Here is a 25,480-nt window from a genome sequence, read left to right as displayed (position 1 = left end):
TGTCAGAGGCTGTGCAGACCGAGAAAATCGACAATCTGGGTGAAATGATCCTCAAAGCCCGTGAAAGCGTGGTTGCCACCCTCTTCTACAGTCTGGCGGCAGGAGGCGTAATACGCCACTGCCTGGCGGTAATCCAGCACTTCATCACCCGTCTGTTGCAGCAGCCAGATAAGATCTGGCGCTTCCAGCGGATCAATCTGCATCACTTTGAGGTCGTAAATATGGCGAGACTCTAGCACATATTGCTGTCCGGTGTAGGGGTTCTCGTTGTGCCCAAGATAGCCCACCAGCAGCTCAAAAGGCCGCACCGCTGGGTTCACCACCACGGCGGGCAGCATAAAGCACTGAGAGAGCCAGGTGGCGTAGTAGCCACCAAGGGAAGAGCCCACCACACCGAAAGGCTCGCCGCCGTGCGCCATGACGATGGTCTCCAGCATCTCGGCAGCGTCAGCCGGGTACGGCGGCAATTGCGGGACGATCATCTCGACGTCGGGATGATGAACCTCCAGCCATTGGCGAAACAGCGTCGCTTTTGCCGAGCGCGGGGAGCTGTTGAACCCGTGCAGATAAAGGAGCGCAGACATCAGTAGCCTTCTGAAGCGGTATCCGGGCGGAACCGGGTGCCTTCCAGGCGGCAGACTTCGGTGGTCAACGAGCCGTCGGCATGCAGTTCCAGCCAGCGCCAGCCTGGCGCAATGGTATCTAACGTGAAGTTCGCGCAATGCGGTTTGAACTGCACGCAGGTAGAAGGCGTAGCCAGCAGGCGACGACCGTTCCAGTCGAGATCCTGCTCCTGATGGATATGCCCGCAGAGCAAGTGCTTCACCCGCGGGAATTTTTCCAGCACCTGATCCAGGGCGGCGGAGTTGCGCAGACTGTGCTGATCGAGCCAGCTACATCCTGCCGGCAGCGGATGATGATGCAGTAAAAGCAGGGTGTTGCGCTCCGGCTCAGCCGCCAGTTTCCCTTCCAGCCACTCCAGCTGAAAATCGCTCAGCTCACCGTGCGGCACGCCGAAGACCTGGCTGTCGAGCAGCAGAATCTGCCAGTGGTCGCCGGCGTAGACCCGTTTAGCGGGCGAAATGCCTGAATCCTGAAGTGCGTTGTACATCGCAGGTTGAAAATCGTGGTTTCCCGGTAACCAGACGCAGGGCGCGTGAAAGCTCGCGGTACCTTCAGCGAAATGCTGATAAGCCGCGGCGGTTTGGTCCTGCGCCAAATCGCCCGTTGCGACTATCAAATCGCATTCGCGCTTCTGGCCATGAATGGCTTCCAGAACAGCCTGATAACTCTCCCAGGTATTCACACCTAACAGGGTTTCATGCTTATTGGCAAACAGGTGAGTATCGGTAATTTGTAATACCCTGACTGGCGCCCCACCAGCAACAGTCAGGTTCAACAGGCTTTCCAAATGGTGTCCTTAGGTAGGTTTCACGACGCTAACAAACCGGAATCGCCATCGCTCCATGTGCTAAACAGTATCTTAGCCAATCAGCCAGAAACTGATTAATTTGATGCTTTTCGTCACGTTGATGCAACTTTTTATTTGGGTAATCATAACGCGCTTTGAAGCGGAAGATCTGCTGACTTGAACACACTTCAGCGACCATCGCGTCATGGTACAGCCGCACCGTCATCGACGGCAGGCTCCAGTAGCTGATGGAAGGTGCCGTTTGTTCAATCTCCACCAGCGTAGTGTAACGGGTTGATTCCGTAATCGTTAACCGATACTGCGCGTTGCTCACCTGATAGCTCACTGTTTCGCCGGGCGCGTCATTACGCGGCAGCAAACGGCGCAACTGGGCGAAGTTGGTTTCGCACAGGCGCATCATTTCAGGGAAGTCAGGTGTATAACGCTTCATTTTTTCCACTCGTTTCTTAATTCCTGATAGTGCAGCTGTAGCCATTGCAAAGCGATGACAGACGCCGCGTTGTCGATTTTCCCCTCTTCTACCCATTGATAAGCCTGCTCCCGACTTACCACATGAACACGAATATCTTCGTTTTCATCAACCAGACCGTGAATCCCTTGCGCGGTCGTGGCGTCCACTTCGCCTACCAGAACCGATAAACGCTCGCTGGTGCCGCCAGGGCTTGCCAGATAATTCGAAATCGGTTTTGTACGCCCAACCATCAGCCCGGCCTCTTCCATCGCCTCGCGACGGGCGACCTCATCCGGGGTCTCGCCTGCTTCAACCATCCCGGCTACCATCTCCAGCAGCCACGGGCTTTCGCTGGTATCCAGCGCGGCAATGCGAATCTGCTCTACCAGTACCACTTCATCACGCACTGGGTCAAAGGGTAGCAAGACTGCAGCATGCCCGCGCTCAAAAATTTCGCGCCGCACTTCGCCACTCATTTCGCCGTTAAACAGACGATGGCGAAAACGGTATAATTCCAGTGAAAAAAATCCGCTGTAGAGCGTTTCTCGTGCAATAATTTCTACATCGTTTTTTGTAAAAGTCACTGGCAACTTCTCTGGTTTATCCATGTTTGCATCCTGGTATAAATGGTGGCGTTAAGGTGAAATTCAATTCTGCTAAAATGCGGTTTCTACAACAGTATGGTAAATTGGTGCAAGTTACTGCCGCATGGCACGGAACGCCAACCTTTTGCAGTGGCGAAGTCTGCTAGAATCGGTAGATATTTTTTAAATTAGATCAGCGCTAACTAAGCTTCACAACAAGGAAAGCAAATGAAGAAATTGCTCCCCATCCTCATCGGCCTGAGCCTGACGGGTTTCAGCGCGGTGAGTCAGGCAGAGGACCTGATACAGGTTTATAAGCAGGCACGTCTGAGTAATCCGGAACTGCGTAAATCCGCCGCCGATCGTGATGCTGCATTTGAAAAAATTAATGAAGCACGCAGCCCATTATTACCACAGCTGGGTTTAGGTGCAGACTATACCTATAACAACGGTTACCGTGATGCTAACGGCATCGACTCCAACGTCACCAGCGGTTCACTCCAGTTGACCCAGACGCTGTTTGATATGTCTAAATGGCGTACCCTGAGCCTGCAGGAGAAATCTGCCGGTATTCAGGATGTGACCTATCAGACCGACCAGCAGACCCTGATCCTGAACACGGCCACCGCCTACTTCAGAGTGCTGAGCGCTATCGATACGCTCTCCTATATTGAAGCGCAAAAACAAGCTATCTACCGTCAGCTCGATCAGACCACCCAGCGTTTTAACGTGGGCCTGGTCGCCATCACCGACGTGCAGAACGCCCGTTCGCAATACGATAACGTACTGGCGAACGAAGTGACCGCGCGTAACGACCTGGATAACGCCGTTGAACAGCTGCGTCAGGTCACCGGTAACTATTACCCACAGCTGGCTTCCCTGAACGTTGATCGCTTCAAAGCCGAAAAGCCGCAGGCGGTGAATGCCCTGCTGAAAGAAGCTGAAAACCGTAACCTGAGCCTGCTGCAGGCCCGCCTGAACCAGGATCTGGCCCGCGAGCAGATCCGCCTGGCACAGGATGGCCATCTGCCAACCCTGAGCCTGAGCGCCTCTACCGGGGTGTCAAACACCAGCTACAGTGGTTCACGAACCAGCGGAGCCCAGTACAACGACAGCGACGTTGGCCAGAATAAAATCGGCCTGAACTTCTCTCTGCCAATCTATCAGGGCGGCCAGGTCAATTCGCAGGTCAAACAGGCGCAGTACAACTTTGTCGGTGCCAGCGAGCAGCTTGAAAGTGCGCACCGCAGCGTTGTGCAGACCGTGCGTTCCTCCTTCAACAACGTGAATGCCTCTGTCAGCAGCATCAATGCCTATAAACAGGCCGTAGTGTCTGCTCAGAGCTCGCTGGATGCGTCAGAAGCGGGTTACGCGGTCGGTACCCGTACCATTGTTGACGTGCTGGACGCGACCACCACGCTCTATAACGCCAAACAACAGCTCTCCAATGCCCGTTATAACTACCTGATTAACCAGCTGAACATCAAGCAAGCGCTGGGTACGTTGAACGAGCAGGATCTGCTGGCGCTGAACGGCGCTCTGGGTAAACCTATCTCCACTACCCCAGAGGTTGTGGCCCCGGAAAATCCACAGCAGGCTGCCTCTGCTGATGGCTTAACCGCCGCCGCTGCGCGTACCACCAGCAACTAATGATGTCATCCGGCCAGGGCTATCCTGGCCGGGTATTATCGCGCTGCCCGACAAAAAAACGTAAGCCAACGTAAAGATCCCCCAGTTTCGCCCCCATCGCTTCAATTTCCACCACTCATCCTCTATTCTGAGCGTTATTTTCTGTGTTTTATCACTGGGTCCTGGAAGACGATCATGAAACGGACAAAATCCATTAATCACGCCACGTTCCGCAAAAGCTGGAACGCGCGTCACCTCACTCCTGTCGCCCTGGCGCTGGGCGCCGTGTTTATGCTGGCAGGATGTGAGCAAAGCGACGAAACGGTTTCGCTCTACCAGAATGCCGATGACTGTGCCTCCGCCACCGGCAACAAGGCAGAGTGTACTACCGCCTACAACAATGCCCTGAAAGAGGCCGAACGTACCGCGCCGAAATATGCCAGCCGTGAAGACTGCGTGGCGGAATTTGGCGAAGGTCAGTGCCAGCAGGCGCCTGCTCCGGCTCAGGCGGGCACGGCGCCAGAAAACCAGGCGCAGGCGCAATCCAGCGGCAGTTTCTGGATGCCGTTGATGGCCGGTTACATGATGGGCCGACTGATGAGCGGCGGCGCGGGTTATCAGCAGCAACCGCTGTTCAGCTCTAAAAACCCGGCCAGCCCGGCTTACGGCCAGTATACCGATGCCAGCGGCAAAGGTTACGGTGCTGCCCAGCCAGGCCGCACCATGACCGTTCCGAAAACCGCTATGGCGCCTAAACCGGCGACCACCAGCACCGTTACCCGCGGCGGCTTTGGTGAATCTGTTGCCAAACAGAACACCATGCAACGCAGCGCGACCGGCACCTCAACGCGCTCAATGGGCGGCTGATAATGGAACGAGTCAGTATTGTTGAGCGCCCGGACTGGCGCGAAAAAGCCACCGAATATGGTTTCAACTTCCACACCATGTACGGCGAGCCGTACTGGTGTGAAGATGCCTACTACAAGCTGACCCTCGCCCAGGTTGAAAAACTGGAAGAGGTGACGGCGGAGCTGCATCAGATGTGCCTGAAGGTGGTGGAAAAGGTGATCGCCAGCGATGAGCTGATGACCAAATTCCGCATTCCGAAGCACACCTGGGGCTTTGTGCGTCAGTCATGGCTGACCCATCAGCCGTCGCTCTACTCCCGCCTCGATCTGGCGTGGGATGGCACCGGCGAGCCGAAGCTGCTTGAGAACAACGCTGATACACCAACCTCCCTGTATGAAGCGGCCTTCTTCCAGTGGATCTGGCTGGAAGATCAGCAGAACGCAGGCCATCTGCCGGAAGGCAGTGACCAGTTCAACAGTTTGCAGGAAAAGCTGATCGCGCGTTTCGCTGAACTGCGCGAACAGCACGGCTTCAACCTGCTGCACTTTGCCTGCTGTCGTGACACGGTCGAAGATCGCGGCACGGTACAGTACCTGCAGGACTGCGCCGCCGAAGCGGACGTTGCCAGCGAATTTCTCTACATGGAAGATATCGGGCTGGGTGAAAAAGGCCAGTTCACCGATCTGCAGGACCAGGTAATCAGTAACCTGTTCAAGCTCTATCCGTGGGAATACATGCTGCGCGAAGTTTTCTCTACCAAGCTGGAAGATGCTGGCGTGCGCTGGCTGGAGCCGGCCTGGAAGAGCATTATCTCCAACAAAGCGCTGTTACCGCTGCTGTGGGAGATGTTCCCGGACCATCCAAACCTGCTGCCCGCTTACTTCGCGGAAGATGACTATCCGCAGATGGATAAGTATGTCAAAAAGCCGATTTTCTCCCGCGAAGGCGCCAACGTATCGATTATCGAAAACGGTAACACCGTGGAAGCGGTAGAAGGTCCGTATGGCGAAGAAGGGATGATCGTCCAGCAGTTCTGTCAGTTACCGAAGTATGGCGACAGCTACATGCTGATCGGCAGCTGGCTGATCAACGATCAGCCAGCCGGGATTGGTATTCGTGAAGATCGGGCGTTGATCACCCAGGATCTGTCGCGGTTCTATCCGCATATCTTCGTGGAGTAGCCTGTGGTGCCGGGTGGCGGCTTCGCCTTATCCGGCCTACATCACTCCGCAGGCCCGGTAAGCGCAGCGCCACCGGGCGCTTTACCCCACCTGCACCGACAACATACTCAAGCTGCCCATCTCAATGCCGTCCACCGGTGTGGAAACGGGCTCCTGACCATCCCACGCGCCCAGGACATAGAGCAGCGGCAGGAAATGTTCCGCCGTCGGGTTTGAGAGCGAGCCGCCTTCATGCGCCAGATAGTTCACCAGGGGATGTTCTTCAGCCGGCCCCTGCCAGGTCAGGTTTGCTTTCACGTAATCGTTAAACGACGTTGCCCACGGATAGGGCGTGTTTTCTCCATGCCAGCGGGCTGTGCGCAGGTTATGCACCACGTTACCGCTGGCTACCAGCATGATGCCCTCGTCACGGAGCGCGGCGAGCTTACGGCCCATCTCAAGGTGCCACGCCGCCGGTTTGGTACTGTCGATGCTCAGCTGCACCATCGGGATGTCGGCATCCGGGTACATCTTGATCAGCACGCCCCAGGAGCCGTGGTCAAAGCCCCACGCCTCTTTATCAAGGATGACCGGGAGAGGCGACAGCAGCTCTACCAGCCGCTGCGCCAGGGCCGGTGATCCCAGTGCCGGATAGTGCGTGTCGTACAGCGCCTGCGGGAAGCCACCAAAATCATGGATCGTTTTCGGCGTTTCCATCGCGGTAACACCGGTGCCACGGGTAAACCAGTGTGCAGAAATCACCACGATTGCTTTCGGACGCGGCAACGTCTCTCCCAGATGACGCCAGGCGCGGGTATAGACGTTATCCTCCAGCGCGTTCATGGGGCTACCGTGGCCCAAAAACAGTGCTGGCATACGAGAAGATGTCATGATGATATCCTTACACAAGCTGTCGATTTGATAGCTTTACCTTACCCGTTAACAGGATAAGATGAACTCTGATAACCATGATGAAGATCATCAGGAAATTTGAATGTAAGGGATCTGTAAAGGCGATTATACCCGCTCGCTTTACGCGCGTTTAGCCTTTAATATGAATGATAATCATTATCATAAGGAGAGGTGAATGTCAGTTCCTCTGATTCTGACGATTCTCGCAGGCGCCGCCACCTTTATCGGCGCCCTGCTCGGCGTGCTGGGCCAGAAGCCCTCGAACCGCGTGCTGGCATTTTCGCTCGGCTTTGCCGCCGGGATCATGTTGCTCATCTCCCTGATGGAGATGCTGCCCGCGGCACTCGGCACCGAAGGGATGTCGCCGGTGCTCGGCTACGGGATGTTTGTTTTTGGCCTGCTGGGCTACTTTGCGCTGGACAGAATGCTGCCCCACGCGCACCCGCAGGATCTGATGCAGAAAGGGAGTCAGCCGCTGCCCCGCAACCTGCGACGTACTGCGCTGCTGCTGACCCTGGGCATCAGCCTGCACAACTTCCCGGAAGGCGTTGCGACCTATGTGACCGCCAGTAACAACCTGGAGTTAGGATTCGGTATTGCGCTGGCGGTGGCGTTGCACAATATCCCGGAGGGGCTCGCGGTCGCAGGCCCGGTCTATGCGGCCACCGGTTCAAAACGTAAAGCGGTCTTCTGGGCGGGTATTTCCGGCATGGCGGAGATTGCAGGCGGCGTACTGGCGTGGCTGATCCTCGGCAGCCTGATCTCGCCGGTGGTGATGGCGGCGATTATGGCGGCAGTGGCGGGCATTATGGTGGCGCTGTCGGTGGATGAGCTGATGCCGCTCGCCAAAGAGATCGATCCCAATAACAATCCCAGCTACGGCGTGCTGTGCGGGATGTCGGTAATGGGGCTCAGTCTGGTGCTGCTCCAGACGGCAGGAATAGGGTAAAAAAAACGCCGGGTTAACCCGGCGTTTTTTATGCTGCGTTATCAGCTGGCTTTGCGCTCGTGCGCCTGGCGATACGCCACCAGATCTTCAATGGTGACCACAGCCATGTTGTGTTTCACCGCGAAGTCGATGCACTCCGGCGCGCGGGCCATAGAGCCATCATCATTGGTCAGTTCACACAGGACACCGGCGGGTTTGAAACCGGCCAGCGTTACCAGATCGATAGTGGCTTCGGTGTGGCCGCCGCGAGTCAACACGCCGCCCGGCTGCGCGCGAAGCGGGAAGACATGGCCCGGACGGTTCAGGTCAGAAGGTTTTGCACCGTCGGCAATGGCGGCACGCACGGTGGTGACGCGGTCAGCGGCAGAGACACCGGTGGTCACGCCGCTGGCGGCTTCGATGGTGACGGTAAAACCGGTGCCGAAGGCGCTGGTGTTGTTCTCTACCATCATAGGCAGTTCCAGCTGTTTACGGCGATCTTCGGTGATACACAGGCAAACAATGCCGCTGCCGTGACGGATGGTCAGCGCCATCTGCTCAACGGTCATGGTTTCGGCGGCGAAAATCATATCGCCTTCGTTTTCACGGTCTTCATCGTCAAGCACCATCACGCCGCGGCCTTCGCGAAGCGCAGCAAGCGCCTGCTCAACACGGTCAGTAGAGGTACCGAAAGAGGAAAGGAGCGTCTGATTCATGGTAAAAAAACCTCATTAAAATTATGGTTACCAGAATCAGGGCAGTCTTAGGAGCGCCGGAGTACGGCAAAAAAATAACGTGAGCGGGCCTCGCCCGACTGGTTCGTTACTCTCTCCCATCCGGACTTTAACCGTCGGCCCCGGAATTACACCGGATCTGCTGACCTTTGAGTATGCACCCAAAGCGCTCGCGGGCTTTCAACATGGTGTTGATTTACCGCCGGTGGGGAATTTCGCCCCGCCCTGAGAATAAGCGGGATAACTATAACGCTAATGATTATGTTCGGCAACGCATAAGCTTCACACAATTCTGGTTTAAGGATCCCCGTAACGCGCTACAATGGTTCTAAACATCTTTACTTCAAGGGAACTATGATGATCGACCCAAAAAAAATTGAACAACTTGCCCGCCAGGTCCATGAATCCATGCCAAAAGGCGTACGTGAGTTTGGTGATGATGTTGAGAAGAAGATCCGCCAGGTGCTGCAGGCGCAGCTGATGCGTCTGGATCTGGTCAGCCGTGAAGAATTTGACGTGCAGACGCAGGTTCTGCTGCGCACCCGCGAAAAGATTGCCCTGCTGGAGCAGCGCCTCACCGAGCTGGAAAACCGCGGTGTTGTTGTTGATGAAGTGAAACCGGCCCCGGCGATCCCACCGGTAGACAACGTGGAATAATTCACACGGGTTACCGTAGGCCGGGTAAGGCGAAGCCGCCACCCGGCAAAAAAACGGGCCTTTCGGCCCGTTTTTTATTTCTCGCTATCTTTCTGGATTTTTTTGATGATGTTGGTGGTTGAACATCCGTCCTCAAAATTGAGCACCATCACTTCCCCGCCGTTGGCCCAGACCTCTTCGCTGCCCGCGATTTGCTCAGGCTTGTAGTCACCGCCTTTCACCAGCAGGTCCGGCAGGATCCCGGCAATCAGGCGCTGCGGGGTATCCTCTTCGAAGGAGACGACCCAGTCCACCGCTTCCAGCGCGCCTAGCACAATCATACGCTGCTCAAGCGGATTCACCGGACGGGTTTCACCCTTCAGACGTTTGGTGGAGGCATCGCTGTTCACCGCCACGATCAGACGGTCGCCCAGCTTGCGCGCGTTGGCAAGATAGGAGACGTGGCCCGCGTGCAGAATGTCGAACACGCCGTTGGTCATTACCACTTTCTCACCACGCTTACGCGCGGCGGCAACGGCCACTTTCAGCTCTTCTTCACTCATCACGCCAAAACCGGTATCAGCACGGCCACGCACCGCGTTTTCCAGCTCGATAGGGGAGACGGTTGAGGTCCCCAGCTTGCCGACCACCACGCCTGCGGCAGCGTTGGCAAAGTAGCAGGCCTCTTCAAGGGTATTACCGGCCGCCAGCGTCGCCGCCAGCACGCCAATCACCGTATCGCCCGCACCGGTGACGTCATACACTTCCTGCGCCTGGGTTGGCATATGCAGCGGCGCTTTGCCCGGTTGCAGCAGGGTCATCCCCTGCTCGGAACGGGTCACCAGCAGCGCGGAGAGATCGAAGTCGGCGATGATCTTCATGCCGCGCTCAACGATCTCATCCTCGGTTTTGCATTTGCCCGCCACCGCTTCAAACTCGGAGAGGTTCGGCGTCAGCAGCGTCGCACCGCGATAGCGTTCGAAATCGGTGCCTTTCGGGTCGATCAGCACCGGCACACCGGAAGCGCGGGCCAGCTTAATCATCTGCTGGACGCTCGCCAACGCCCCTTTGGCGTAGTCGGAGAGCACCAGCGCGCCGATGTTGCCCAGCGCCTGGTTGATGCGCTCGTGCAGCGGCTCCGGATCTACCCCTTCAAAGCCCTCTTCAAAGTCGAGGCGGATCAGCTGCTGATTGCGCGACAGCACGCGCAGCTTGGTAATGGTCGGGTGCGTTGGAACAGAAACGAAATCACATTTAACGTTCACATCCGCCAGCGTCTTGCTCAGCGCCCGTGCCGCATCGTCGATGCCGGTCAGACCGACCAGACGCGAATGTGCGCCGAGAGAAGCAATGTTCATCGCCACGTTTGCCGCGCCGCCAGGACGCTCTTCAATGGTATCCACCTTCACCACCGGGACCGGGGCTTCCGGGGAAATGCGGCTGGTTGGCCCATACCAGTAGCGATCCAGCATCACATCGCCAACTACCATAACTCCAGCACGTTCAAACTCTGGCAGTGTTACTTTCATTCCTGACTCCAGAAAGATTCACAATTTGCGCGCGATAATATCACACTTGTTTTGTTACGCACGGTTCCACCAGCCACTTCTGCCAGCAGGCGCGCACCAGCTCCCGCTCGGCGTTAAAGCAGTCGAGCGGCAGATGACCGGGCTGCTCCTGCAACGCCAGATGATGCAGTTCATCGCGCAGCGTGGTGTAAGCGCGGGTGAGCGCCAGCGCCTCCTGCTCATCCATAATGTCGTTCTGCGCCAGCAGTTCCAGAATGCGCACGTTATCCGACCAGCGGGTCAGCTTCGGTTTGGCGTGGGCGTCACGCAGCACCAGATACTGGGTGATAAATTCGATGTCGGTAATACCGCCTTCGTCGGCTTTAATATCAAAGCGATCACGATGTTTATTTCCCAGATGGGCGCGCATTTTTTCACGCATCTCGCGCACCTCGGTCTGCAGCGTCTGGCCTTCACGCGTGGCGGTCAGCACGTCGCGCCGGATAGCATCGAACTGCGCCTTCAGCTGCGGATCGCCATAGACCACCCGGGCGCGCACCAGAGCCTGATGCTCCCAGGTCCAGGCTTCGTTCTTCTGATACTCGGCGAACGACTCGGTGGAGGTGACCAGCATGCCCGCCGCCCCGGACGGACGCAGGCGGGCATCCACTTCATACAGAATGCCCGACGACGTGCGGGTGCTGAACAGGTGCATGATGCGCTGGGCGAGGCGCAGGTAGAACTGACGCCCGTCGATCTCACGCTCGCCGTCGGTCATCACATCTACCGGGCAGTCGTGAAGGAAAATGAGATCCAGATCGGAGCTGTAGCCCAGCTCCCAGCCGCCCAGCTTGCCATATCCCACAACCGCAAAGCCGCGCCCTTCCCGATCGGCCAGGTGTTTCGGCTGGCCATAACGCGCCACCATCTGTACCCACGCCTGATGGACAACGGCATCAATAATCGCCTCCGCCAGCCAGGTTAAGTGATCGCTCACTTTCATCACCGGCAACGTTCCGGCGATATCGGCGGCAGCCACACGCAGCAGCTGCGCCTGTTTAAACTGACGCAGCGCCTCCAGCTGCTGCTCCTCATCCTCCTCCGGCACGCGCAGCAGATACTGGCGCAGCTCGTCCCGGTAGGCGTCGGTCGCCGTCGGCTGGTAAAGGGTATTGGGATCGAGCAGCTCGTCCAGCAGCAGCGGATAGCGCGCCAGCTTGCTGGCGATCATTGGCGAGGCGGCGCAAAGGGAAATCAGGTGCTTGAGCGCGCCCGGGAACTCGCTTAACAGCTCCAGATAGGTGGTGCGGGTGATGATCCCGCTGAGCAGCGGGGTCAGGCGCGACAGCGGCACCGGCGCATCGGCGCGGGAGCAGACGTCGCTCAGCAGGTGCGGCATCAGGTGATCGAGCACCTGACGTCCGCGCGGGCCAATGGCGCGCTTGTTCAGCTCCAGGCGGAAATCTGCAATCAGCGCCACCACCCGGTGACGGTCATCATTGCTGAGGTGGGCCAGCACCGGGGTAGTATCGTCCTCCTGCAGCGCATCCTGCCACAGCTCGCGCCAGTGCTCCGACAGCTCATCATCCTGTGATTCGCTCTCATCGTCGCCAATCAGGTCGTTAAAAATCCGCCGCACCGCGGCCATGTGCGCATCCAGCGCCTCGGTCAGCGCCTGCCAGTCGTCAAGGCGCATTCCCCAGGCGAGACGGGCGCGATTAAGCTCATCCCCCGGCAGGGTCTGGGTTTGTTCGTCGTTAATGCTCTGCAGCAGGTTCTCCAGCCGACGCAAGAAGAGGTAGGCCTCACGCAGGATCTGCGCATCCCCTTCCGCCAAAAGGTTCAGCTGTGCAATTGCCGCAAGCGTTGGCAGCAGGGAGCGGGATTGCAGCGACGGCTCGCGCCCGCCGCGGATCAGCTGGAACACCTGGACGATAAACTCGATCTCGCGGATACCGCCCGCCCCCAGCTTGATGTTGTCTTTCAGGCCACGCCGCCGCACTTCCCGGGCAATCATCCCTTTCATGTTGCGCAGCGACTGGATGACGCTGAAATCGATATAGCGGCGGAACACGAACGGGCGCAGCATGGCACGCAGCTCGCTGGCGTAGGCACCGTCGTTATCGCCCATGATCCGCGCCTTCACCATCGCGTAGCGCTCCCAGTCGCGCCCCTGCTCCTGGTAGTAGTCCTCCAGCGCGGCGAAGCTCAGCACCAGCGGGCCGCTGTCACCGAACGGACGCAGGCGCATATCCACGCGATAGACAAAGCCATCCTGGGTGGGTTGATCCAGGGCCTTAATCAGCCGCTGCCCCAGGCGGGTAAAGAACTGGGCGTTGTCCAGCTCACGGCGTCCGCCGCGGGTGGCACCCTTCTCCGGCCAGGCGAAGATCAGATCGATGTCTGAGGAAAAGTTGAGCTCGCCGCCGCCGAGCTTGCCCATCCCTAAAATCAGCAGCGGCTGCGGGGTGCCATCCTCACTGCATGGCGTACCCCATTCACGACAGCAGGCGTCGTACAGCCAGTCGCAGGCGGTGACGATCAGCGTCTCCGCAAGGTGACTCAACTGCTGCAACGTGCTCTCTTCACTCACCAGCATCAGCGCCTGCGCCCAGGCGATGCGCACCATTACCCGGCGGCGGAAATGGCGCAGCTCGCGCATCAGCGCGGCTTCATCGCCGACATCTGCCAGCGCGTCGCGTAACCACTGCGCGTAGTGCTGCCACTCGTCCGCCTGCGGCGGCGCGGCCTCAAGCCCGGTCAGCCAGTCAGGATGTGCCGTAACGCTCTCCTGCACAAAGTCGCTGAACGCCAGCACCTGCCTGGCCTGGTCGCTTAATGACGAGGCGGGTAATGTTTCCGGCAGACGCTCACATACCGTCTGCCACTGCTGCTGTAAGGGTGAAGAAAGCGGCATCATTGGGGTTCCTTGCCTGCGTTAACGTTTTCCGCTGTGCAGCCAGAATGGCTCCTGCGAAATGGCTTCGTTACGGAAATGCTCAATTTCAATGTGCTGGCGCGTCTTAATGGCATGCAGCAGCCCTTGCCAGTTTTCCAGCCAGGCGCGGGCCACCGGGCCGTCATACGCCCCTGACAGCAGCAACATACTGTCGATGTTGCGCGCCAGACGAATCAGCTGATCGCCATACTGATCCCCCAGCGGATGGGCGAAGGTGGTTTTCAGTTCAGCAGCATGACGGGAGAGGTGAATATCGGCGAAGCGCTTAAAGTTATCCGCCATTTTGCTCTGCGCCTTCGCGTCGAGGAAGGTGCGCCAGCCGCGCGTCACCAGAAACTCGGTCAGCGCCAGTTTCGCGGTGGCGGTTTGCGGGCTGTAGACCGCCGTCTCGGCAGAGACATCCGACGCCATCAGGGTTTCGGTCTGGGTCAGCAGATCGCGTAAGTGAGCACTCGCTTTACGTGGCACAATGCCGCCGAACAGCGTCAGGCTATGACGTACCAGCGCCATCGCCGCCAGCACCTCGGCTTTCGCCCCTTTCACGCCGCGGACCCACAGCTCCTCGTGATACTGCCACTGGCTCAGGGCCAGCTCCAGCGAGGCTTCAAACCCCTGCTCGATAGAGGATTTCGGCGCGACGCGCATAATCTCCAGCGGTTTCAGGGTGCGCGGGGCATTGCCCTGGGCCAGATGATAGCCGCGGGCCGCCTTGCTCAGGCTCCCCTGACGCAGACCGCTCTGGGTCACCAGCTTACGCGCCAGCTTCAGCACGTCATCGGCGTGGCCTTCCAGCAGTTCAAGCTCCAGCTCGCAGATCGGCTCCTGGAACTCGGCCGCTTTTACCTCACCCCGGTCGAGGGCGATTTCAATGCGGCTTTTACCTTCGTTCACCAGCCACTTTTCGCGCCAGAAATCGGTGCTGAACAGCGGGCTGGCGCTCTCTTCCAGGCCCTCGGGGAGTTGACCTTCCGGCCACACTTCCGCCGGAAAGCGCGCCAGATCCAGCGCAGGCTGGTCAATATCAATGTTGTATTCCGGGCGCTGATGCAGACCGCCCACCACGCGACCACCAATTTTCATGGTCATCTCGTAGCGGCCATCAACGCCGCGGATGCGCAGCCCCCTGTCATGGCGACGCAGCCACAGGTCCTGAGTTTCGTAATAGATGTTGAGCAGTTGCACCGGCTCGTGATGTTCAGCTGTCAGCTGGTGCAGATGGTTTTTCAGCGCGTCGACGCTCTCATTTTCAACGATAAACTTTAATTCGATTTCCTGAGCCATGGCCTTGTTCTTTTGATTGCAGCACTGCGGGGTAAATTTAGGCGAACTTACTCGCCACTTTTTTGTCAGTAGATAGTATTTTGCGCCAGATTGCCACGCAATGAGCAATTTGACGGGCGTAAAGTTTGTTAAAGTGGCAAACCCTACACGGAGGATTCCGAATGCTGACGAATCCTTTGCGTGGAGAAGCCGTTACCACTACTATCGTTCCACTTTTTACGAAAATAACGACTGCCTGATGCTTAAATTACGCCTAATCGGACTGACATTACTTGCTTTTAGCGCCGCAACAGCGGTTCACGCTGAAGAGAAACGCTACGTTTCTGACGAACTGAATACCTGGGTACGTAGTGGTCCGGGTGACAATTATCGCCTCGTGGGTACGATTAATGCCGGCGAGGAAGTGGTGCTGTTACAGAGTAACGCCGACTCCAGCTATGGCCAGGTGCGCGACAGCAGCGGCCGTACCGCCTGGATCCCGTTAAAAGAGCTTAGCACCAGCCCAAGCCTGCGCACCCGCGTGCCGGATCTGGAAAACCAGGTCAAAACCCTGACCGACAAACTGACCAATATCGACGCCACCTGGAACCAGCGCACGGCTGAAATGCAGCAGAAAGTGGCGCAGAGCGACGGGGTGATCAACGGTCTCAAAGACGAAAACCAGAAGCTGAAGAACGAGCTGATCGTCGCCCAGAAAAAGGTGAGCGCAGCCAACCTGCAGCTGGATGACAAACAGCGCACCATTATTATGCAGTGGTTTATGTATGGCGGCGGCGTGCTGGGTATGGGTCTGCTGCTGGGTCTGGTGCTGCCGCATCTGGTACCGAGCCGTAAGCGTAAAGACCGCTGGATGAACTAAATCGCTATCTCTGCCACACTTACGTATTATTGCCATTTTTAATACGGGAGAGTGTGGCGTGAAGATTTATCTGGTCGGTGGTGCGGTTCGTGATGCGTTGTTAGGTCTGCCGGTCAAAGATAAAGACTGGGTGGTGGTAGGCGCCACACCTCAGGAGATGCTTGATGCGGGCTACCAGCAGGTAGGCCGCGATTTTCCTGTCTTCCTGCATCCGCAAAGCCGCCAGGAGTACGCGCTGGCGCGTACCGAGCGCAAATCCGGCGTCGGTTATACTGGCTTCACCTGTCATGCCGCCCCGGACGTCACCCTTGAAGAGGATTTGCAGCGCCGCGATCTGACCATTAACGCCCTCGCCCAGGATGAAAACGGCCATATCATTGATGCCTATGGCGGCCAGTCGGATCTGCGAAACCGCATTCTGCGCCATGTTTCCCCCGCCTTCTCTGAAGATCCGCTCCGCGTGCTGCGCGTGGCGCGTTTTGCTGCCCGCTATGCCCACCTGAGTTTTCGCATCGCCGATGAAACGATGGCGCTGATGGCCGCCATGACCAGAGCGGGCGAGCTGGAACACCTTACCCCCGAACGCGTGTGGAAAGAGACCGAGAATGCGCTCACCACACGTAATCCACAGGTTTACTTCCAGGTGCTGCGCGAATGCGGGGCGCTGAAGGTACTGTTCCCGGAAGTGGACGCCCTGTTTGGCGTGCCGGCCCCGGCGAAGTGGCACCCGGAAATCGATACCGGCATCCATACCCTGATGACCCTGAGCATGGCGGCGATGCTGAGCCCGGAGGTAGACGTCCGCTTTGCCACGCTCTGTCACGACCTCGGGAAGGGGTTAACGCCGCCCGAACTCTGGCCGCGCCACCACGGCCACGGTCCGGCGGGCGTGCGGCTGGTTGAACGGGTCTGCCAGCGGATGCGGGTCCCTAACGAGATCCGCGATCTGGCGAAGCTGGTTGCCGAGTTCCACGACCTTATCCACACCTTCCCGATTCTTAAACCGGCCACCATCATCAAGCTGTTCGACAGTATTGACGCCTGGCGCAAACCGCAGCGCGTGGAGCAGATCGCCTTAACCAGCGAAGCCGACGTGCGCGGGCGTACCGGGTTTGAAGCCAACGATTATCCGCAGGGGCGGTTGCTGCGTGAAGCCTGGGAGGTGGCGAAAGCGGTGCCGACAAAAGCGGTCGTCGAAGCTGGATTTAAAGGAGCAGAAATCCGGGAAGAGTTAACGAAACGGCGGATCCGGGCCGTCGCAGCCTGGAAGGAACAGCATTGCCCTCAGCCGAAAGACTGAGGGCGGGCAATCAGAAGAAGACCACGTATACCGCGGCCGCCACGATAAAGCGATAGATGGCGAACGGGATAAACGAGATGTGCTTGATCAGTTGCAGGAAGGTTTTGATGGCGATCAGCGCCACGATAAAGGCGGTGACAAAGCCCACGGCAAACATCGGGATGTCGCCCGCGGTCAGGAAGTGATAGCTCTTGTAGAGATCGAGCGCGGTGGCGCCCATCATCATCGGCACCGCCAGCAGGAATGAGAACTCAGAGGCCGCATAGCGGCTCACGCCCATCAGCATCCCGCCTGAAATCGTCGCCCCGGAGCGAGAGAAGCCCGGCCACAGTGCCAGACACTGGAAGCAGCCAATCATAAACGCCTGACGGTAGGTCATGTCGTCCAGACCCGGCGCGCGGGGCTCTTTCGGCTTCAGCAGCTCGGCGGCAATTAGCAGGATACCGCCGACCACCAGGGCATACATGACGTTAATCGGGTTAAACAGCGACTTGATGGTGTCGTGGAGTAACAGACCCAGCACTACCGCCGGAATCATCCCGAGCAGAATGTGCAGCAGCGTTAAACGCCCTTTACCTGTGCCTTCATGCGGCGGATGACCAAAGTGGATGCCAATCAGGCCGAACAGGCGACGCCAGAACATCACCACCACCGCCAGAATGGATCCTAACTGGATCACTACCTCAAAGGTTTTCGCCGTTTCGCCTTCGAACCCCAGCAGATGGCCGACAATGATCATATGGCCTGTACTGGAAACCGGCAAAAACTCTGTCAATCCTTCGACCACACCCAGTATTGCTGCCACCAGCAGGGAGTGCATATCGCTCATCAATTAACCCCTAAAAGACAGAAAAAAGGGCTACCCAGGGGGTAACCGTAAAAGGAACAGCTCTAAGACTGATTTAACAGGAATTGGTTTAACTATTATACCTTTAAATGTTTCCTTTCAGATTTTGGCTACGTTCGATAATGACGCCCACATTGGCCGCCCGCGCAACCGCCCCCGGCTTGCTGACTTTGATACGCACCCATGGGGAGTTGAAGCGGCTGAGCAGCAACTCCGCGACTTCTTCCGCCACGCGCTCCACCAGCGCAAAACGCTGGCCTTCCACGTGACTGATGACCGCGTCACTCACGTCGGCATAGCTCAGACAGTCGTTCACATCGTCGCTTTTTGCCGCGGCGAGGTTATCCCAGCCCATTTCGATATCGAACACGAGTTTCTGCTCGATGGTCTGCTCCCAGTCATACACCCCGATAGTGGTGATTACCGAAAGTTGCTCTATAAATACTATATCCATCACGACCTGCCTGGTTTTTGGCTAAACCGGATACCACTCCCGGCGAATTATGCGTATTATCCACAGATGCTAAGTACAAAACGACATTTTCAAAACGGAACAGCGTTATGAGTGCAATCGCGCCTGGAATGATCCTCCTCGCCTACCTTTGCGGCTCAATTTCCAGCGCCATTCTGGTCTGCCGTATCGCCGGGTTGCCTGACCCACGCGAGAGCGGCTCCGGGAATCCGGGAGCGACCAATGTACTACGAATTGGCGGCAAAGGAGCAGCCGTAGCGGTTCTGATTTTTGACGTTCTGAAAGGAATGCTTCCCGTCTGGGGCGCGTATGCACTGGGCGTCACGCCGTTCTGGCTGGGGCTGATTGCCATTGCCGCCTGTCTGGGCCATATCTGGCCGGTTTTCTTTGGTTTTAAAGGTGGAAAAGGCGTCGCCACCGCGTTTGGCGCCATTGCCCCCATTGGCTGGGATCTGACCGGCGTGATGGCCGGCACCTGGCTGCTCAGCGTGTTGCTGAGCGGCTACTCTTCGCTTGGCGCCATTGTGAGCGCGCTGATTGCGCCATTTTATGTCTGGTGGTTTAAGCCGCAGTTTACCTTTCCGGTGTCGATGCTCTCTTGTCTGATCCTGTTGCGTCACCATGACAATATTCAGCGGTTGTGGCGGCGTCAGGAGACGAAGATCTGGGCGCGGTTGAAGCGGAAGAATAAAGAGACGCGGTAGCTTATATTGAGTTTAGTGGAATAGTTACGTTCACTTTATGACCAACAGAATATGACGTTCCGGAACCCGTGAACGTGATAAGGGGGCCACCGCGGCCCCCTTATCAATCCCCGCGGCCCCGCGACGAAATCGGTGCTTCGCACTGCGCTCACCTCCCGACCTGCTGCCTGCGGTCGGCTCAACTCGACATCCTGTCTCGATTCGCCTCTGGCCGCCATCCCTGGCGTCCAGCCCTTGTCAGCCGGTCTCCGGTTCGCCGATTTCAGCGGGGACTCAACACCCGTGCCACATTCCGGCAATAAAAGAATTTGCAGAGAAATGACATTCTGTTTCCTTCAGACCGCAGCGAAGGCAGAGGGAGCGTGAGTCCGGCTGAAAATCGCTGAGGCGTTGACCGCAGGCCGGGGCGAGGCGCATGGATGCGCCGAGAGGGCGTGACCTACATGGATGTAGGATCACGCCCGACCCGTTAGCCGGAGGGAATAAGCCGAAGGGACCGCGAAGCGGCGATTTTCTTTGCCGGGAGCCGGGATTGTTAAGGGGGCGGCGGCAGCCCCCTTAACACGTTCACCGCAGCGGGGCGTACATAACGCAGAGAAGTTATAGTGAACGGAACAATTCCACCACTCCAGAAAATAAGTGGGCGCTTAGCCCCCCCCATCCATAAGCGACTCATATGACAGCCTTCATTTCCGCCAGGGCATACTAAAAAAACCCGACGGCGAGCAGATGGATAAAGCATGTCAGCAACTCAGGCGCATGAAAAAACAGTAAAAGGCTGGCAGGCATCCCTTGCCCTGCACTTTTCCTACTCGCCTGAGAAAACCCTCCTCCACTCTGCCCGCCACGTCGGGCCACTCACCGTGCAGCGCCCCTTTTATCCCGAAGGTGAAACCTGCCACCTCTATCTGCTGCATCCCCCCGGCGGGATTGTCGGCGGGGATGAGCTGGCGATTACCGTTCATCTTGCGGCCCATAGCCACGCGCTGATCACCATGCCCGGCGCCAGCAAGTTCTATCGCAGCAACGGCGCCCTGGCGCGGCTGGATCAGCACTTCACGCTGGAGGAGAACGCAACGCTGGAGTGGCTGCCACAGGACACCCTTTTCTTTCCTGGGGCACAGGCCGCCCTGCGCTCGGTGTTCCATCTGCAGCGCAGCAGTACGCTGCTGGCCTGGGAGCTGTTTTGCCTGGGCCGCCCGGTGATTAATGAGCCCTTCAGCCACGGTCGTATTGAGAGCCGTCTCGAAGTCTGGCTTGAGGGTGAGCCGCTGTTAATCGAGCGCCAGCACCTGGCCGACGGCGATCTGACCCCCGTGGCGGAACATCCGTGGATCGGCACCCTGCTGTTTTACCCGGCGAGCGAAACACAGCTGGAGGAGGCTTGCGAAGCCCTGGCACCGCTGGAGCATTTCGCTGGCGCGACCCTCACCGACGGCCTGCTGTCGGTGCGCTTCCTCGCGCACGACAACCTGATTTGCCAGCAGGCGATGCGTGAGATCTGGCAGCGCCTGCGTCCGCAACTTACCGCCAAAGCCCCCTGTTCGCCCCGAATCTGGCACACCTGAGAGAAGCACGATGGAACTGACCCCCAGAGAAAAAGACAAGCTGTTGCTGTTTACCGCCGCGCTGGTCGCCGAGCGTCGTCTCGCCCGTGGCGTAAAACTCAATTACCCGGAATCGGTGGCCCTGATCAGCGCCTTCATTATGGAAGGGGCGCGCGATGGGCAGACGGTTGCGGAATTAATGGAAGCGGGCCGCCATGTCCTGACCCGCGCCCAGGTGATGGAGGGCGTACCGGAGATGATCCCGGATATTCAGGTGGAGGCCACCTTCCCGGACGGCTCCAAGCTCGTCACCGTTCACAATCCGATCCTGTAAGGGGGCAACATGATCCCAGGGGAATATCAGATACAACCCGGCCAGATCGTCATTAACGCGGATCGCGATACCCGGACGGTGATCGTCGAGAACCACGGCGACCGCCCGATCCAGGTCGGATCCCACTACCATTTTTTTGAGGTGAACCCGGCGCTTAAGTTCGATCGTGAGGCGACCCGAGGCTACCGGCTGAACATTGCCGCCGGTACCGCCGTGCGCTTTGAACCGGGGCAGAAGCGCGCCGTGACGCTGGTGGCTGTGGCAGGCGCGCAGCGTATTGTGGGCTTTCGTGGCGAGGTGATGGGTGAGGTCAACCATGGCTGAGATTTCACGTCAGGCATATGCCGACATGTTCGGCCCCACCACCGGGGATAAAGTCCGTCTCGCCGATACCGAGCTCTGGATCGAGGTGGAAAACGATCTGACCATCTACGGCGAAGAGGTCAAATTCGGCGGCGGAAAAGTGATCCGCGACGGCATGGGCCAGGGGCAGATGCTGGCGCAGGACTGCGTGGATCTGGTGCTGACCAACGCGCTGATCGTCGATCACTGGGGGATCGTCAAAGCGGATATCGGCGTGAAGGATGGCAGGATCTTCGCCATCGGCAAAGCGGGTAACCCGGACATTCAGCCCGGCGTAACGATCCCCATTGGCGCGGCCACCGAGGTGATCGCCGCCGAAGGGAAGATCGTCACCGCAGGCGGGGTCGATACCCATATCCACTGGATCTGCCCGCAGCAGGCGGAAGAGGCGCTGGTCTCTGGCGTCACCACCATGATTGGCGGCGGTACCGGCCCTGCCGCAGGCACCAACGCCACCACCTGCACGCCAGGGCCGTGGTATATCGCCCGCATGTTGCAGGCGGTCGACACGCTGCCGGTGAATGTCGGCCTGCTGGGTAAAGGCAACGGCTCCAACCCGGATGCCCTGCGCGAGCAGGTTGCCGCGGGTGCGATTGGCCTGAAAATTCATGAGGACTGGGGTTCCACCCCTGCGGCGATCGACTGCGCCCTGACGGTGGCGGATGAGATGGATATCCAGGTGGCGCTGCACAGCGACACCCTTAACGAGGGCGGGTTTGTCGAGGACACCCTGGCGGCCATCGCCGGGCGCACCATCCACACCTTCCACACCGAAGGGGCGGGCGGCGGCCATGCGCCGGATATCATCACCGCCTGCGCGCATCCCAACATTCTGCCCTCCTCTACCAACCCCACGCTGCCCTACACGGTGAATACCATCGACGAACATCTGGACATGCTGATGGTCTGCCACCACCTCGACCCGGATATCGCCGAGGATGTGGCCTTTGCCGAATCGCGTATTCGCCGGGAGACCATTGCGGCAGAAGATGTGCTGCACGATATTGGCGCCTTCTCGCTCACCTCGTCCGATTCACAGGCGATGGGCCGGGTGGGAGAAGTGATCATCCGCACCTGGCAGGTGGCGCACCGCATGAAGGTGCAGCGCGGCCCGCTGGCGGAGGAGTCGGGCGATAACGATAACCTGCGGGTGAAGCGCTATATCGCCAAGTACACCATCAACCCGGCGCTGACCCACGGCATCGCCCATGAGGTCGGGTCGGTTGAGGCAGGGAAACTGGCGGACCTGGTGGTCTGGTCCCCCGCCTTCTTTGGCGTCAAGCCAGCCACCATCGTCAAAGGCGGGATGATCGCCTGCGCGCCGATGGGCGACATCAACGCCTCGATCCCCACGCCGCAGCCGGTGCATTACCGGCCCATGTTTGGCGTGCTGGGCGCCGCCCGCCACGCCACCCGTCTGACCTTTCTCTCGCAGGCTGCCGCCGATAACAACATTTCGCAGCAGCTGAACCTGCAGAGCGCCACTGCGGTAGTCAAAGGCTGCCGGACGGTGAAGAAGGCCGACATGATCCACAACGGCCTGCAGCCGAACATTACCGTCGATGCGCAAACCTATGAGGTGCGCATTGACGGGGAGCTGATTACCAGCGCACCGGCAGAGGTTCTGCCGATGGCGCAACGCTATTTCCTGTTCTGAGGAGGACTCATGATCACCTTAACCCAACGCCTTGATCATCCCCATCCCGTTACCGCACACGTCACGCTGCCCATTGATGTGCGGGTAAAGAGCCGCGCCCGCGTAGTGCTTAACGATGGCCGTGACGCCGGGCTGATGTTGCCCCGCGGTCTGTTGCTGCGGGGCGGCGACCTGCTTGCCAGTGACGATGGTCATGAAGTGGTGGAGGTCATTGCCGCCCCCGAGCCGCTGTCGGTGGTGCACTGCGCGGACCCGTTCCTGCTGGCCCGCGCCTGTTATCACCTGGGCAACCGCCACGTTCCGCTGCAGGTCATGCCCGGCGAATTGCGCTATCACCACGATCACGTGCTGGATGAAATGCTGCACCTGTTGGGCCTGGACGTCACTTTCGCCACCCTGCCCTTTGAACCGGAAGCGGGCGCTTATGCCAGCGAAGGGCACTCCCACTCTCACGCTCATTCACATTAAGGATTAATTATGCGTAAGTTGTTACCCCTGCTTCTGCTGGCCTTCTCCCTGCCCGCGCTGGCCCATCCGGGACACGGCAGCGACAGTTTTCAGGCGGGCTTTTTCCATCCCCTGACCGGGCTTGATCATCTGCTGATGTTGACCGGCGCAGGCGTGCTCGCCGCCCTGAGCGGCCGCAGGCTGCTGATGCCCTTTGCCACTCTCGGCATGATGCTCACCGGGGCGATTGCAGGCAGCCTGCTGGGGGGCTTTAGCGGCATGGAGATGCTGATTATCGCCTCGCTGGCGGTGTGTGGTGCCATGATGTTCAAAACCGAAAACCGCCTGCTGCTGGCGGTGCCCGCGCTGGCGATGTTCCACGGCTGGGCGCACGGGGTGGAGATGGCAGGCCACAGCTTCTGGCTGTTTACCAGCGGCTTTATGCTCGCCAGCGCCGCGGTGCTGTGCGCAAGCTTTGCGGCAGGCCTGCTGCTGCGCCGTCACGACGGGCTGCGTAAAACCCTCGGCGGCGGGCTGATCGCCTCTGCCCTGCTGGCGCTGATGAGCTGATGGAGCCGTCCCGCCAGTGGTTGCGCCTGATGCAACTCGCCAGCAGCAGTCTGCCGGTGGGCTCTTTTACCTGGTCGCAGGGGCTGGAGTGGGCGGTGGAAGCGGGCTGGGTCACTACCCCGGCGGCATTCAAAGCCTGGCAGTGTCAGCAGATGGAGCAAAGCTTTTTCCGCGTCGATCTGCCGCTCTTTTCCCGCCTCTACCACGCCTGTGAACAGCAGGATCTGGCGAGCGCCGCGCACTGGACGGCGTACCTGCTGGCCTGCCGGGAGACCCGCGAGCTGCGGGAAGAGGAGCGCAACCGCGGGGCGGCGTTTACCCGGCTGATCAAAAGCTGGGAGACGGATTGCCCACCTGACTGGCTGGCGCTGTTCCCGCAAAGCCAGCTATGCGGTATGGCGTGGCTCGGTGTGCACTGGGGCATCGGCCTGCGCGAGATGGCGCTGAGTCTTGGCTACAGCTGGATCGAGAGCGCGGTAATGGCGGGCGTCAAGCTGGTGCCCTTTGGGCAGCAGGCGGCCCAGCTGTTGATCATCGAACTCTGCGATCGCTTTACCGACGGGCTGGCGCAGGCGCTGTTGCTTTGCGATGACGAACTGGGCGCCGCCACGCCGCTGTCGGCCATCGCCTCGGCGCGCCACGAAACCCAATATTCACGATTATTCCGTTCCTGAGGAGTCTCTATGTCTGAGTACAAACACCCCCTGCGCGTGGGCGTGGGCGGCCCGGTGGGGTCGGGTAAAACCGCCCTGCTGGAAGCGCTGTGTAAAGCGATGCGCGACACCTATCACCTGGCCGTCGTCACCAACGATATCTACACCAAAGAGGATCAGCGCATCCTCACCGAGGCGGGCGCGCTGGAGCCGGAGCGCATTGTGGGGGTGGAGACCGGCGGCTGTCCGCACACCGCCATTCGTGAAGATGCCTCGATGAACCTGGCGGCGGTAGAAGCCCTGAGCGAGAAGTTCGGCAACCTGGATCTGATCTTTGTCGAGAGCGGCGGCGACAACCTGAGCGCCACCTTCAGCCCGGAGCTGGCGGATCTGACGATCTACGTGATCGACGTGGCGGAAGGGGAGAAGATCCCGCGCAAAGGCGGGCCGGGGATCACCAAATCCGATTTTCTGGTGATCAATAAAACCGATCTCGCCCCTTACGTGGGGGCCTCGCTGGAGGTGATGGAGCGCGACACCAAACGCATGCGCGGCGAGCGTCCGTGGACCTTTACTAACCTGAAAGCGGGTGACGGGCTGGCAAACATCATCGCGTTTCTGGAAGAGAAAGGCATGCTGAAGGTCTAAAAAAAGCCTGGCGTGA

The 25,480-nt window shown here is 58.8% G+C and carries 27 protein-coding genes and 1 riboswitch; of the genes, 16 read left to right on the top strand and 11 right to left on the bottom strand.

The window, feature by feature from the left end:
- Positions 1-2: 2 nt before the first annotated feature.
- From yqiA to nudF, 4 genes are read right to left on the bottom strand one after another with little or no spacing between them, the layout of a single operon-like run.
- The gene (gene yqiA / locus B3X29_RS12370) at positions 3-584 is read right to left on the bottom strand and encodes an esterase YqiA (protein ID WP_103176986.1); all 582 of its coding nucleotides are present in this window, start codon (positions 582-584) and stop codon (positions 3-5) included.
- Complete coding sequence (gene cpdA / locus B3X29_RS12365) at positions 584-1,411, bottom strand: 3',5'-cyclic-AMP phosphodiesterase (RefSeq protein WP_159339939.1); 828 nt, start codon at positions 1,409-1,411, stop codon at positions 584-586. Before cpdA ends, yqiA begins: the two co-directional genes overlap by 1 nt.
- Before the next feature lie 28 nt (positions 1,412-1,439).
- On the bottom strand, positions 1,440-1,862 hold the full coding sequence (locus tag B3X29_RS12360; RefSeq protein WP_003862516.1) for a DUF1249 family protein: 423 nt from the start codon (positions 1,860-1,862) through the stop codon (positions 1,440-1,442).
- Positions 1,859-2,491, bottom strand: coding sequence for an ADP-ribose diphosphatase (gene nudF / locus B3X29_RS12355; RefSeq protein WP_159339938.1), 633 nt, complete (start codon positions 2,489-2,491; stop codon positions 1,859-1,861). The genes B3X29_RS12360 and nudF overlap by 4 nt, the downstream gene beginning before the upstream one ends.
- Positions 2,492-2,695: 204 nt before the next feature.
- Here nudF and tolC point away from each other — a divergent pair, with 204 nt between their 5' ends.
- The 3 genes from tolC to B3X29_RS12340 all read left to right on the top strand — a co-directional run bounded on the left by tolC (position 2,696) and on the right by B3X29_RS12340 (position 6,126).
- The gene (tolC, locus tag B3X29_RS12350; protein ID WP_103176989.1) at positions 2,696-4,117 is read left to right on the top strand and encodes an outer membrane channel protein TolC; all 1,422 of its coding nucleotides are present in this window, start codon (positions 2,696-2,698) and stop codon (positions 4,115-4,117) included.
- 174 nt (positions 4,118-4,291) lie between these two features.
- On the top strand, positions 4,292-4,963 hold the full coding sequence (locus tag B3X29_RS12345; RefSeq protein WP_103176990.1) for a DUF1190 family protein: 672 nt from the start codon (positions 4,292-4,294) through the stop codon (positions 4,961-4,963).
- A 2-nt stretch (positions 4,964-4,965) separates the two neighbouring features.
- On the top strand, positions 4,966-6,126 hold the full coding sequence (locus B3X29_RS12340; RefSeq protein WP_159339937.1) for a glutathionylspermidine synthase family protein: 1,161 nt from the start codon (positions 4,966-4,968) through the stop codon (positions 6,124-6,126).
- A gap of 81 nt (positions 6,127-6,207) precedes the next feature.
- On the opposite strand, the gene ygiD is transcribed toward B3X29_RS12340, so the two are convergent.
- The gene (ygiD, locus tag B3X29_RS12335; RefSeq protein WP_159339936.1) at positions 6,208-6,996 is read right to left on the bottom strand and encodes a 4,5-DOPA dioxygenase extradiol; all 789 of its coding nucleotides are present in this window, start codon (positions 6,994-6,996) and stop codon (positions 6,208-6,210) included.
- A 196-nt stretch (positions 6,997-7,192) separates the two neighbouring features.
- Here ygiD and zupT point away from each other — a divergent pair, with 196 nt between their 5' ends.
- Positions 7,193-7,966: a zinc transporter ZupT gene (gene zupT, locus B3X29_RS12330; RefSeq protein ID WP_103176993.1), complete on the top strand. Its 774-nt coding sequence runs from the start codon at positions 7,193-7,195 to the stop codon at positions 7,964-7,966.
- Between the two features lie 41 nt (positions 7,967-8,007).
- Here the strand turns inward: zupT and ribB are convergent, their stop codons facing one another.
- Entirely contained in the window at positions 8,008-8,661 is a 654-nt protein-coding gene (ribB, locus tag B3X29_RS12325) for a 3,4-dihydroxy-2-butanone-4-phosphate synthase (protein ID WP_103176994.1), read from the bottom strand.
- A gap of 104 nt (positions 8,662-8,765) precedes the next feature.
- Positions 8,766-8,916, bottom strand: a riboswitch (FMN riboswitch).
- A 120-nt stretch (positions 8,917-9,036) separates the two neighbouring features.
- Between ribB and ubiK the strand changes: the two genes are divergently transcribed.
- Positions 9,037-9,336, top strand: coding sequence for a ubiquinone biosynthesis accessory factor UbiK (gene ubiK / locus B3X29_RS12320; protein ID WP_103176995.1), 300 nt, complete (start codon positions 9,037-9,039; stop codon positions 9,334-9,336).
- 74 nt (positions 9,337-9,410) lie between these two features.
- Here ubiK and hldE read toward each other — a convergent pair whose 3' ends face one another.
- The 3 genes from hldE to B3X29_RS12305 are packed head-to-tail and all read right to left on the bottom strand — an operon-like array spanning position 9,411 to position 15,063.
- Positions 9,411-10,844 carry a bifunctional D-glycero-beta-D-manno-heptose-7-phosphate kinase/D-glycero-beta-D-manno-heptose 1-phosphate adenylyltransferase HldE gene (hldE, locus tag B3X29_RS12315; protein WP_103176996.1) on the bottom strand — a complete coding sequence of 478 codons (1,434 nt, stop codon included), beginning with the start codon at positions 10,842-10,844 and terminating at the stop codon, positions 9,411-9,413.
- Positions 10,845-10,884: 40 nt separating this feature from the next.
- Entirely contained in the window at positions 10,885-13,743 is a 2,859-nt protein-coding gene (glnE, locus tag B3X29_RS12310; RefSeq protein WP_159339935.1) for a bifunctional [glutamate--ammonia ligase]-adenylyl-L-tyrosine phosphorylase/[glutamate--ammonia-ligase] adenylyltransferase, read from the bottom strand.
- Positions 13,744-13,761: 18 nt separating this feature from the next.
- Positions 13,762-15,063 (bottom strand): inorganic triphosphatase, encoded by a 1,302-nt coding sequence (locus B3X29_RS12305; RefSeq protein WP_159339934.1) that lies wholly within the window; start codon positions 15,061-15,063, stop codon positions 13,762-13,764.
- A gap of 238 nt (positions 15,064-15,301) precedes the next feature.
- Between B3X29_RS12305 and B3X29_RS12300 the strand changes: the two genes are divergently transcribed.
- Together B3X29_RS12300 and B3X29_RS12295 are read left to right on the top strand one after the other, a co-directional pair.
- A complete protein-coding gene (locus B3X29_RS12300; protein ID WP_039031844.1) occupies positions 15,302-15,922 on the top strand; it encodes a TIGR04211 family SH3 domain-containing protein in 621 nt (206 codons plus the stop codon).
- 58 nt (positions 15,923-15,980) lie between these two features.
- Positions 15,981-17,222 (top strand): multifunctional CCA addition/repair protein, encoded by a 1,242-nt coding sequence (locus B3X29_RS12295; protein ID WP_103177000.1) that lies wholly within the window; start codon positions 15,981-15,983, stop codon positions 17,220-17,222.
- A gap of 10 nt (positions 17,223-17,232) precedes the next feature.
- Here B3X29_RS12295 and bacA read toward each other — a convergent pair whose 3' ends face one another.
- Both bacA and folB read right to left on the bottom strand, forming a co-directional pair.
- Positions 17,233-18,051 carry an undecaprenyl-diphosphate phosphatase gene (gene bacA / locus B3X29_RS12290; RefSeq protein WP_103177001.1) on the bottom strand — a complete coding sequence of 273 codons (819 nt, stop codon included), beginning with the start codon at positions 18,049-18,051 and terminating at the stop codon, positions 17,233-17,235.
- Positions 18,052-18,154: 103 nt separating this feature from the next.
- Positions 18,155-18,523: a bifunctional dihydroneopterin aldolase/7,8-dihydroneopterin epimerase gene (gene folB / locus B3X29_RS12285; protein WP_103177002.1), complete on the bottom strand. Its 369-nt coding sequence runs from the start codon at positions 18,521-18,523 to the stop codon at positions 18,155-18,157.
- A 107-nt stretch (positions 18,524-18,630) separates the two neighbouring features.
- On the opposite strand from folB, the gene plsY reads away from it, so the two are divergent.
- From plsY to ureG, 9 genes are all read left to right on the top strand, one after another.
- The gene (gene plsY / locus B3X29_RS12280; protein ID WP_159339933.1) at positions 18,631-19,245 is read left to right on the top strand and encodes a glycerol-3-phosphate 1-O-acyltransferase PlsY; all 615 of its coding nucleotides are present in this window, start codon (positions 18,631-18,633) and stop codon (positions 19,243-19,245) included.
- A 740-nt stretch (positions 19,246-19,985) separates the two neighbouring features.
- On the top strand, positions 19,986-20,813 hold the full coding sequence (locus tag B3X29_RS12275) for an urease accessory protein UreD (protein WP_159339932.1): 828 nt from the start codon (positions 19,986-19,988) through the stop codon (positions 20,811-20,813).
- A 10-nt stretch (positions 20,814-20,823) separates the two neighbouring features.
- On the top strand, positions 20,824-21,126 hold the full coding sequence (locus B3X29_RS12270) for an urease subunit gamma (RefSeq protein WP_039031754.1): 303 nt from the start codon (positions 20,824-20,826) through the stop codon (positions 21,124-21,126).
- Between the two features lie 9 nt (positions 21,127-21,135).
- Positions 21,136-21,450, top strand: a complete 315-nt coding sequence (locus B3X29_RS12265) for an urease subunit beta (protein ID WP_103177005.1) — start codon at positions 21,136-21,138, stop codon at positions 21,448-21,450.
- A complete protein-coding gene (ureC, locus tag B3X29_RS12260; protein ID WP_159339931.1) occupies positions 21,443-23,146 on the top strand; it encodes an urease subunit alpha in 1,704 nt (567 codons plus the stop codon). Before B3X29_RS12265 ends, ureC begins: the two co-directional genes overlap by 8 nt.
- 9 nt (positions 23,147-23,155) lie before the next feature.
- Positions 23,156-23,614 carry an urease accessory protein UreE gene (gene ureE, locus B3X29_RS12255; protein WP_103177007.1) on the top strand — a complete coding sequence of 153 codons (459 nt, stop codon included), beginning with the start codon at positions 23,156-23,158 and terminating at the stop codon, positions 23,612-23,614.
- 9 nt (positions 23,615-23,623) lie between these two features.
- Positions 23,624-24,163, top strand: a complete 540-nt coding sequence (locus tag B3X29_RS12250; protein WP_103177008.1) for a HupE/UreJ family protein — start codon at positions 23,624-23,626, stop codon at positions 24,161-24,163.
- Positions 24,163-24,837, top strand: coding sequence for an urease accessory protein UreF (locus B3X29_RS12245; protein ID WP_159339930.1), 675 nt, complete (start codon positions 24,163-24,165; stop codon positions 24,835-24,837). The genes B3X29_RS12250 and B3X29_RS12245 overlap by 1 nt, the downstream gene beginning before the upstream one ends.
- 9 nt (positions 24,838-24,846) lie before the next feature.
- Positions 24,847-25,464 carry an urease accessory protein UreG gene (gene ureG, locus B3X29_RS12240; RefSeq protein WP_159339929.1) on the top strand — a complete coding sequence of 206 codons (618 nt, stop codon included), beginning with the start codon at positions 24,847-24,849 and terminating at the stop codon, positions 25,462-25,464.
- Positions 25,465-25,480 lie beyond the last annotated feature (16 nt).

Source organism: Leclercia sp. UBA5076, assembly GCF_002416465.1.
Classification (GTDB): domain Bacteria; phylum Pseudomonadota; class Gammaproteobacteria; order Enterobacterales; family Enterobacteriaceae; genus Enterobacter.
This window is presented reverse-complemented; position numbering and strand designations above follow the sequence as displayed.

Coding starts and splice junctions, on each gene's coding strand:
- yqiA (WP_103176986.1), bottom strand. CDS start 584: ATGTCTGCGCTCCTTTATCTGCACGGGTTCAACAGCTCCCCGCGCTCG.
- B3X29_RS12360 (WP_003862516.1), bottom strand. CDS start 1,862: ATGAAGCGTTATACACCTGACTTCCCTGAAATGATGCGCCTGTGCGAA.
- nudF (WP_159339938.1), bottom strand. CDS start 2,491: ATGGATAAACCAGAGAAGTTGCCAGTGACTTTTACAAAAAACGATGTA.
- tolC (WP_103176989.1), top strand. CDS start 2,696: ATGAAGAAATTGCTCCCCATCCTCATCGGCCTGAGCCTGACGGGTTTC.
- B3X29_RS12345 (WP_103176990.1), top strand. CDS start 4,292: ATGAAACGGACAAAATCCATTAATCACGCCACGTTCCGCAAAAGCTGG.
- B3X29_RS12340 (WP_159339937.1), top strand. CDS start 4,966: ATGGAACGAGTCAGTATTGTTGAGCGCCCGGACTGGCGCGAAAAAGCC.
- ygiD (WP_159339936.1), bottom strand. CDS start 6,996: ATGACATCTTCTCGTATGCCAGCACTGTTTTTGGGCCACGGTAGCCCC.
- zupT (WP_103176993.1), top strand. CDS start 7,193: ATGTCAGTTCCTCTGATTCTGACGATTCTCGCAGGCGCCGCCACCTTT.
- ribB (WP_103176994.1), bottom strand. CDS start 8,661: ATGAATCAGACGCTCCTTTCCTCTTTCGGTACCTCTACTGACCGTGTT.
- ubiK (WP_103176995.1), top strand. CDS start 9,037: ATGATCGACCCAAAAAAAATTGAACAACTTGCCCGCCAGGTCCATGAA.
- hldE (WP_103176996.1), bottom strand. CDS start 10,844: ATGAAAGTAACACTGCCAGAGTTTGAACGTGCTGGAGTTATGGTAGTT.
- glnE (WP_159339935.1), bottom strand. CDS start 13,743: ATGATGCCGCTTTCTTCACCCTTACAGCAGCAGTGGCAGACGGTATGT.
- B3X29_RS12305 (WP_159339934.1), bottom strand. CDS start 15,063: ATGGCTCAGGAAATCGAATTAAAGTTTATCGTTGAAAATGAGAGCGTC.
- B3X29_RS12300 (WP_039031844.1), top strand. CDS start 15,302: ATGCTTAAATTACGCCTAATCGGACTGACATTACTTGCTTTTAGCGCC.
- bacA (WP_103177001.1), bottom strand. CDS start 18,051: ATGAGCGATATGCACTCCCTGCTGGTGGCAGCAATACTGGGTGTGGTC.
- folB (WP_103177002.1), bottom strand. CDS start 18,523: ATGGATATAGTATTTATAGAGCAACTTTCGGTAATCACCACTATCGGG.
- plsY (WP_159339933.1), top strand. CDS start 18,631: ATGAGTGCAATCGCGCCTGGAATGATCCTCCTCGCCTACCTTTGCGGC.
- B3X29_RS12275 (WP_159339932.1), top strand. CDS start 19,986: ATGTCAGCAACTCAGGCGCATGAAAAAACAGTAAAAGGCTGGCAGGCA.
- B3X29_RS12270 (WP_039031754.1), top strand. CDS start 20,824: ATGGAACTGACCCCCAGAGAAAAAGACAAGCTGTTGCTGTTTACCGCC.
- B3X29_RS12265 (WP_103177005.1), top strand. CDS start 21,136: ATGATCCCAGGGGAATATCAGATACAACCCGGCCAGATCGTCATTAAC.
- ureC (WP_159339931.1), top strand. CDS start 21,443: ATGGCTGAGATTTCACGTCAGGCATATGCCGACATGTTCGGCCCCACC.
- ureE (WP_103177007.1), top strand. CDS start 23,156: ATGATCACCTTAACCCAACGCCTTGATCATCCCCATCCCGTTACCGCA.
- B3X29_RS12250 (WP_103177008.1), top strand. CDS start 23,624: ATGCGTAAGTTGTTACCCCTGCTTCTGCTGGCCTTCTCCCTGCCCGCG.
- B3X29_RS12245 (WP_159339930.1), top strand. CDS start 24,163: ATGGAGCCGTCCCGCCAGTGGTTGCGCCTGATGCAACTCGCCAGCAGC.
- ureG (WP_159339929.1), top strand. CDS start 24,847: ATGTCTGAGTACAAACACCCCCTGCGCGTGGGCGTGGGCGGCCCGGTG.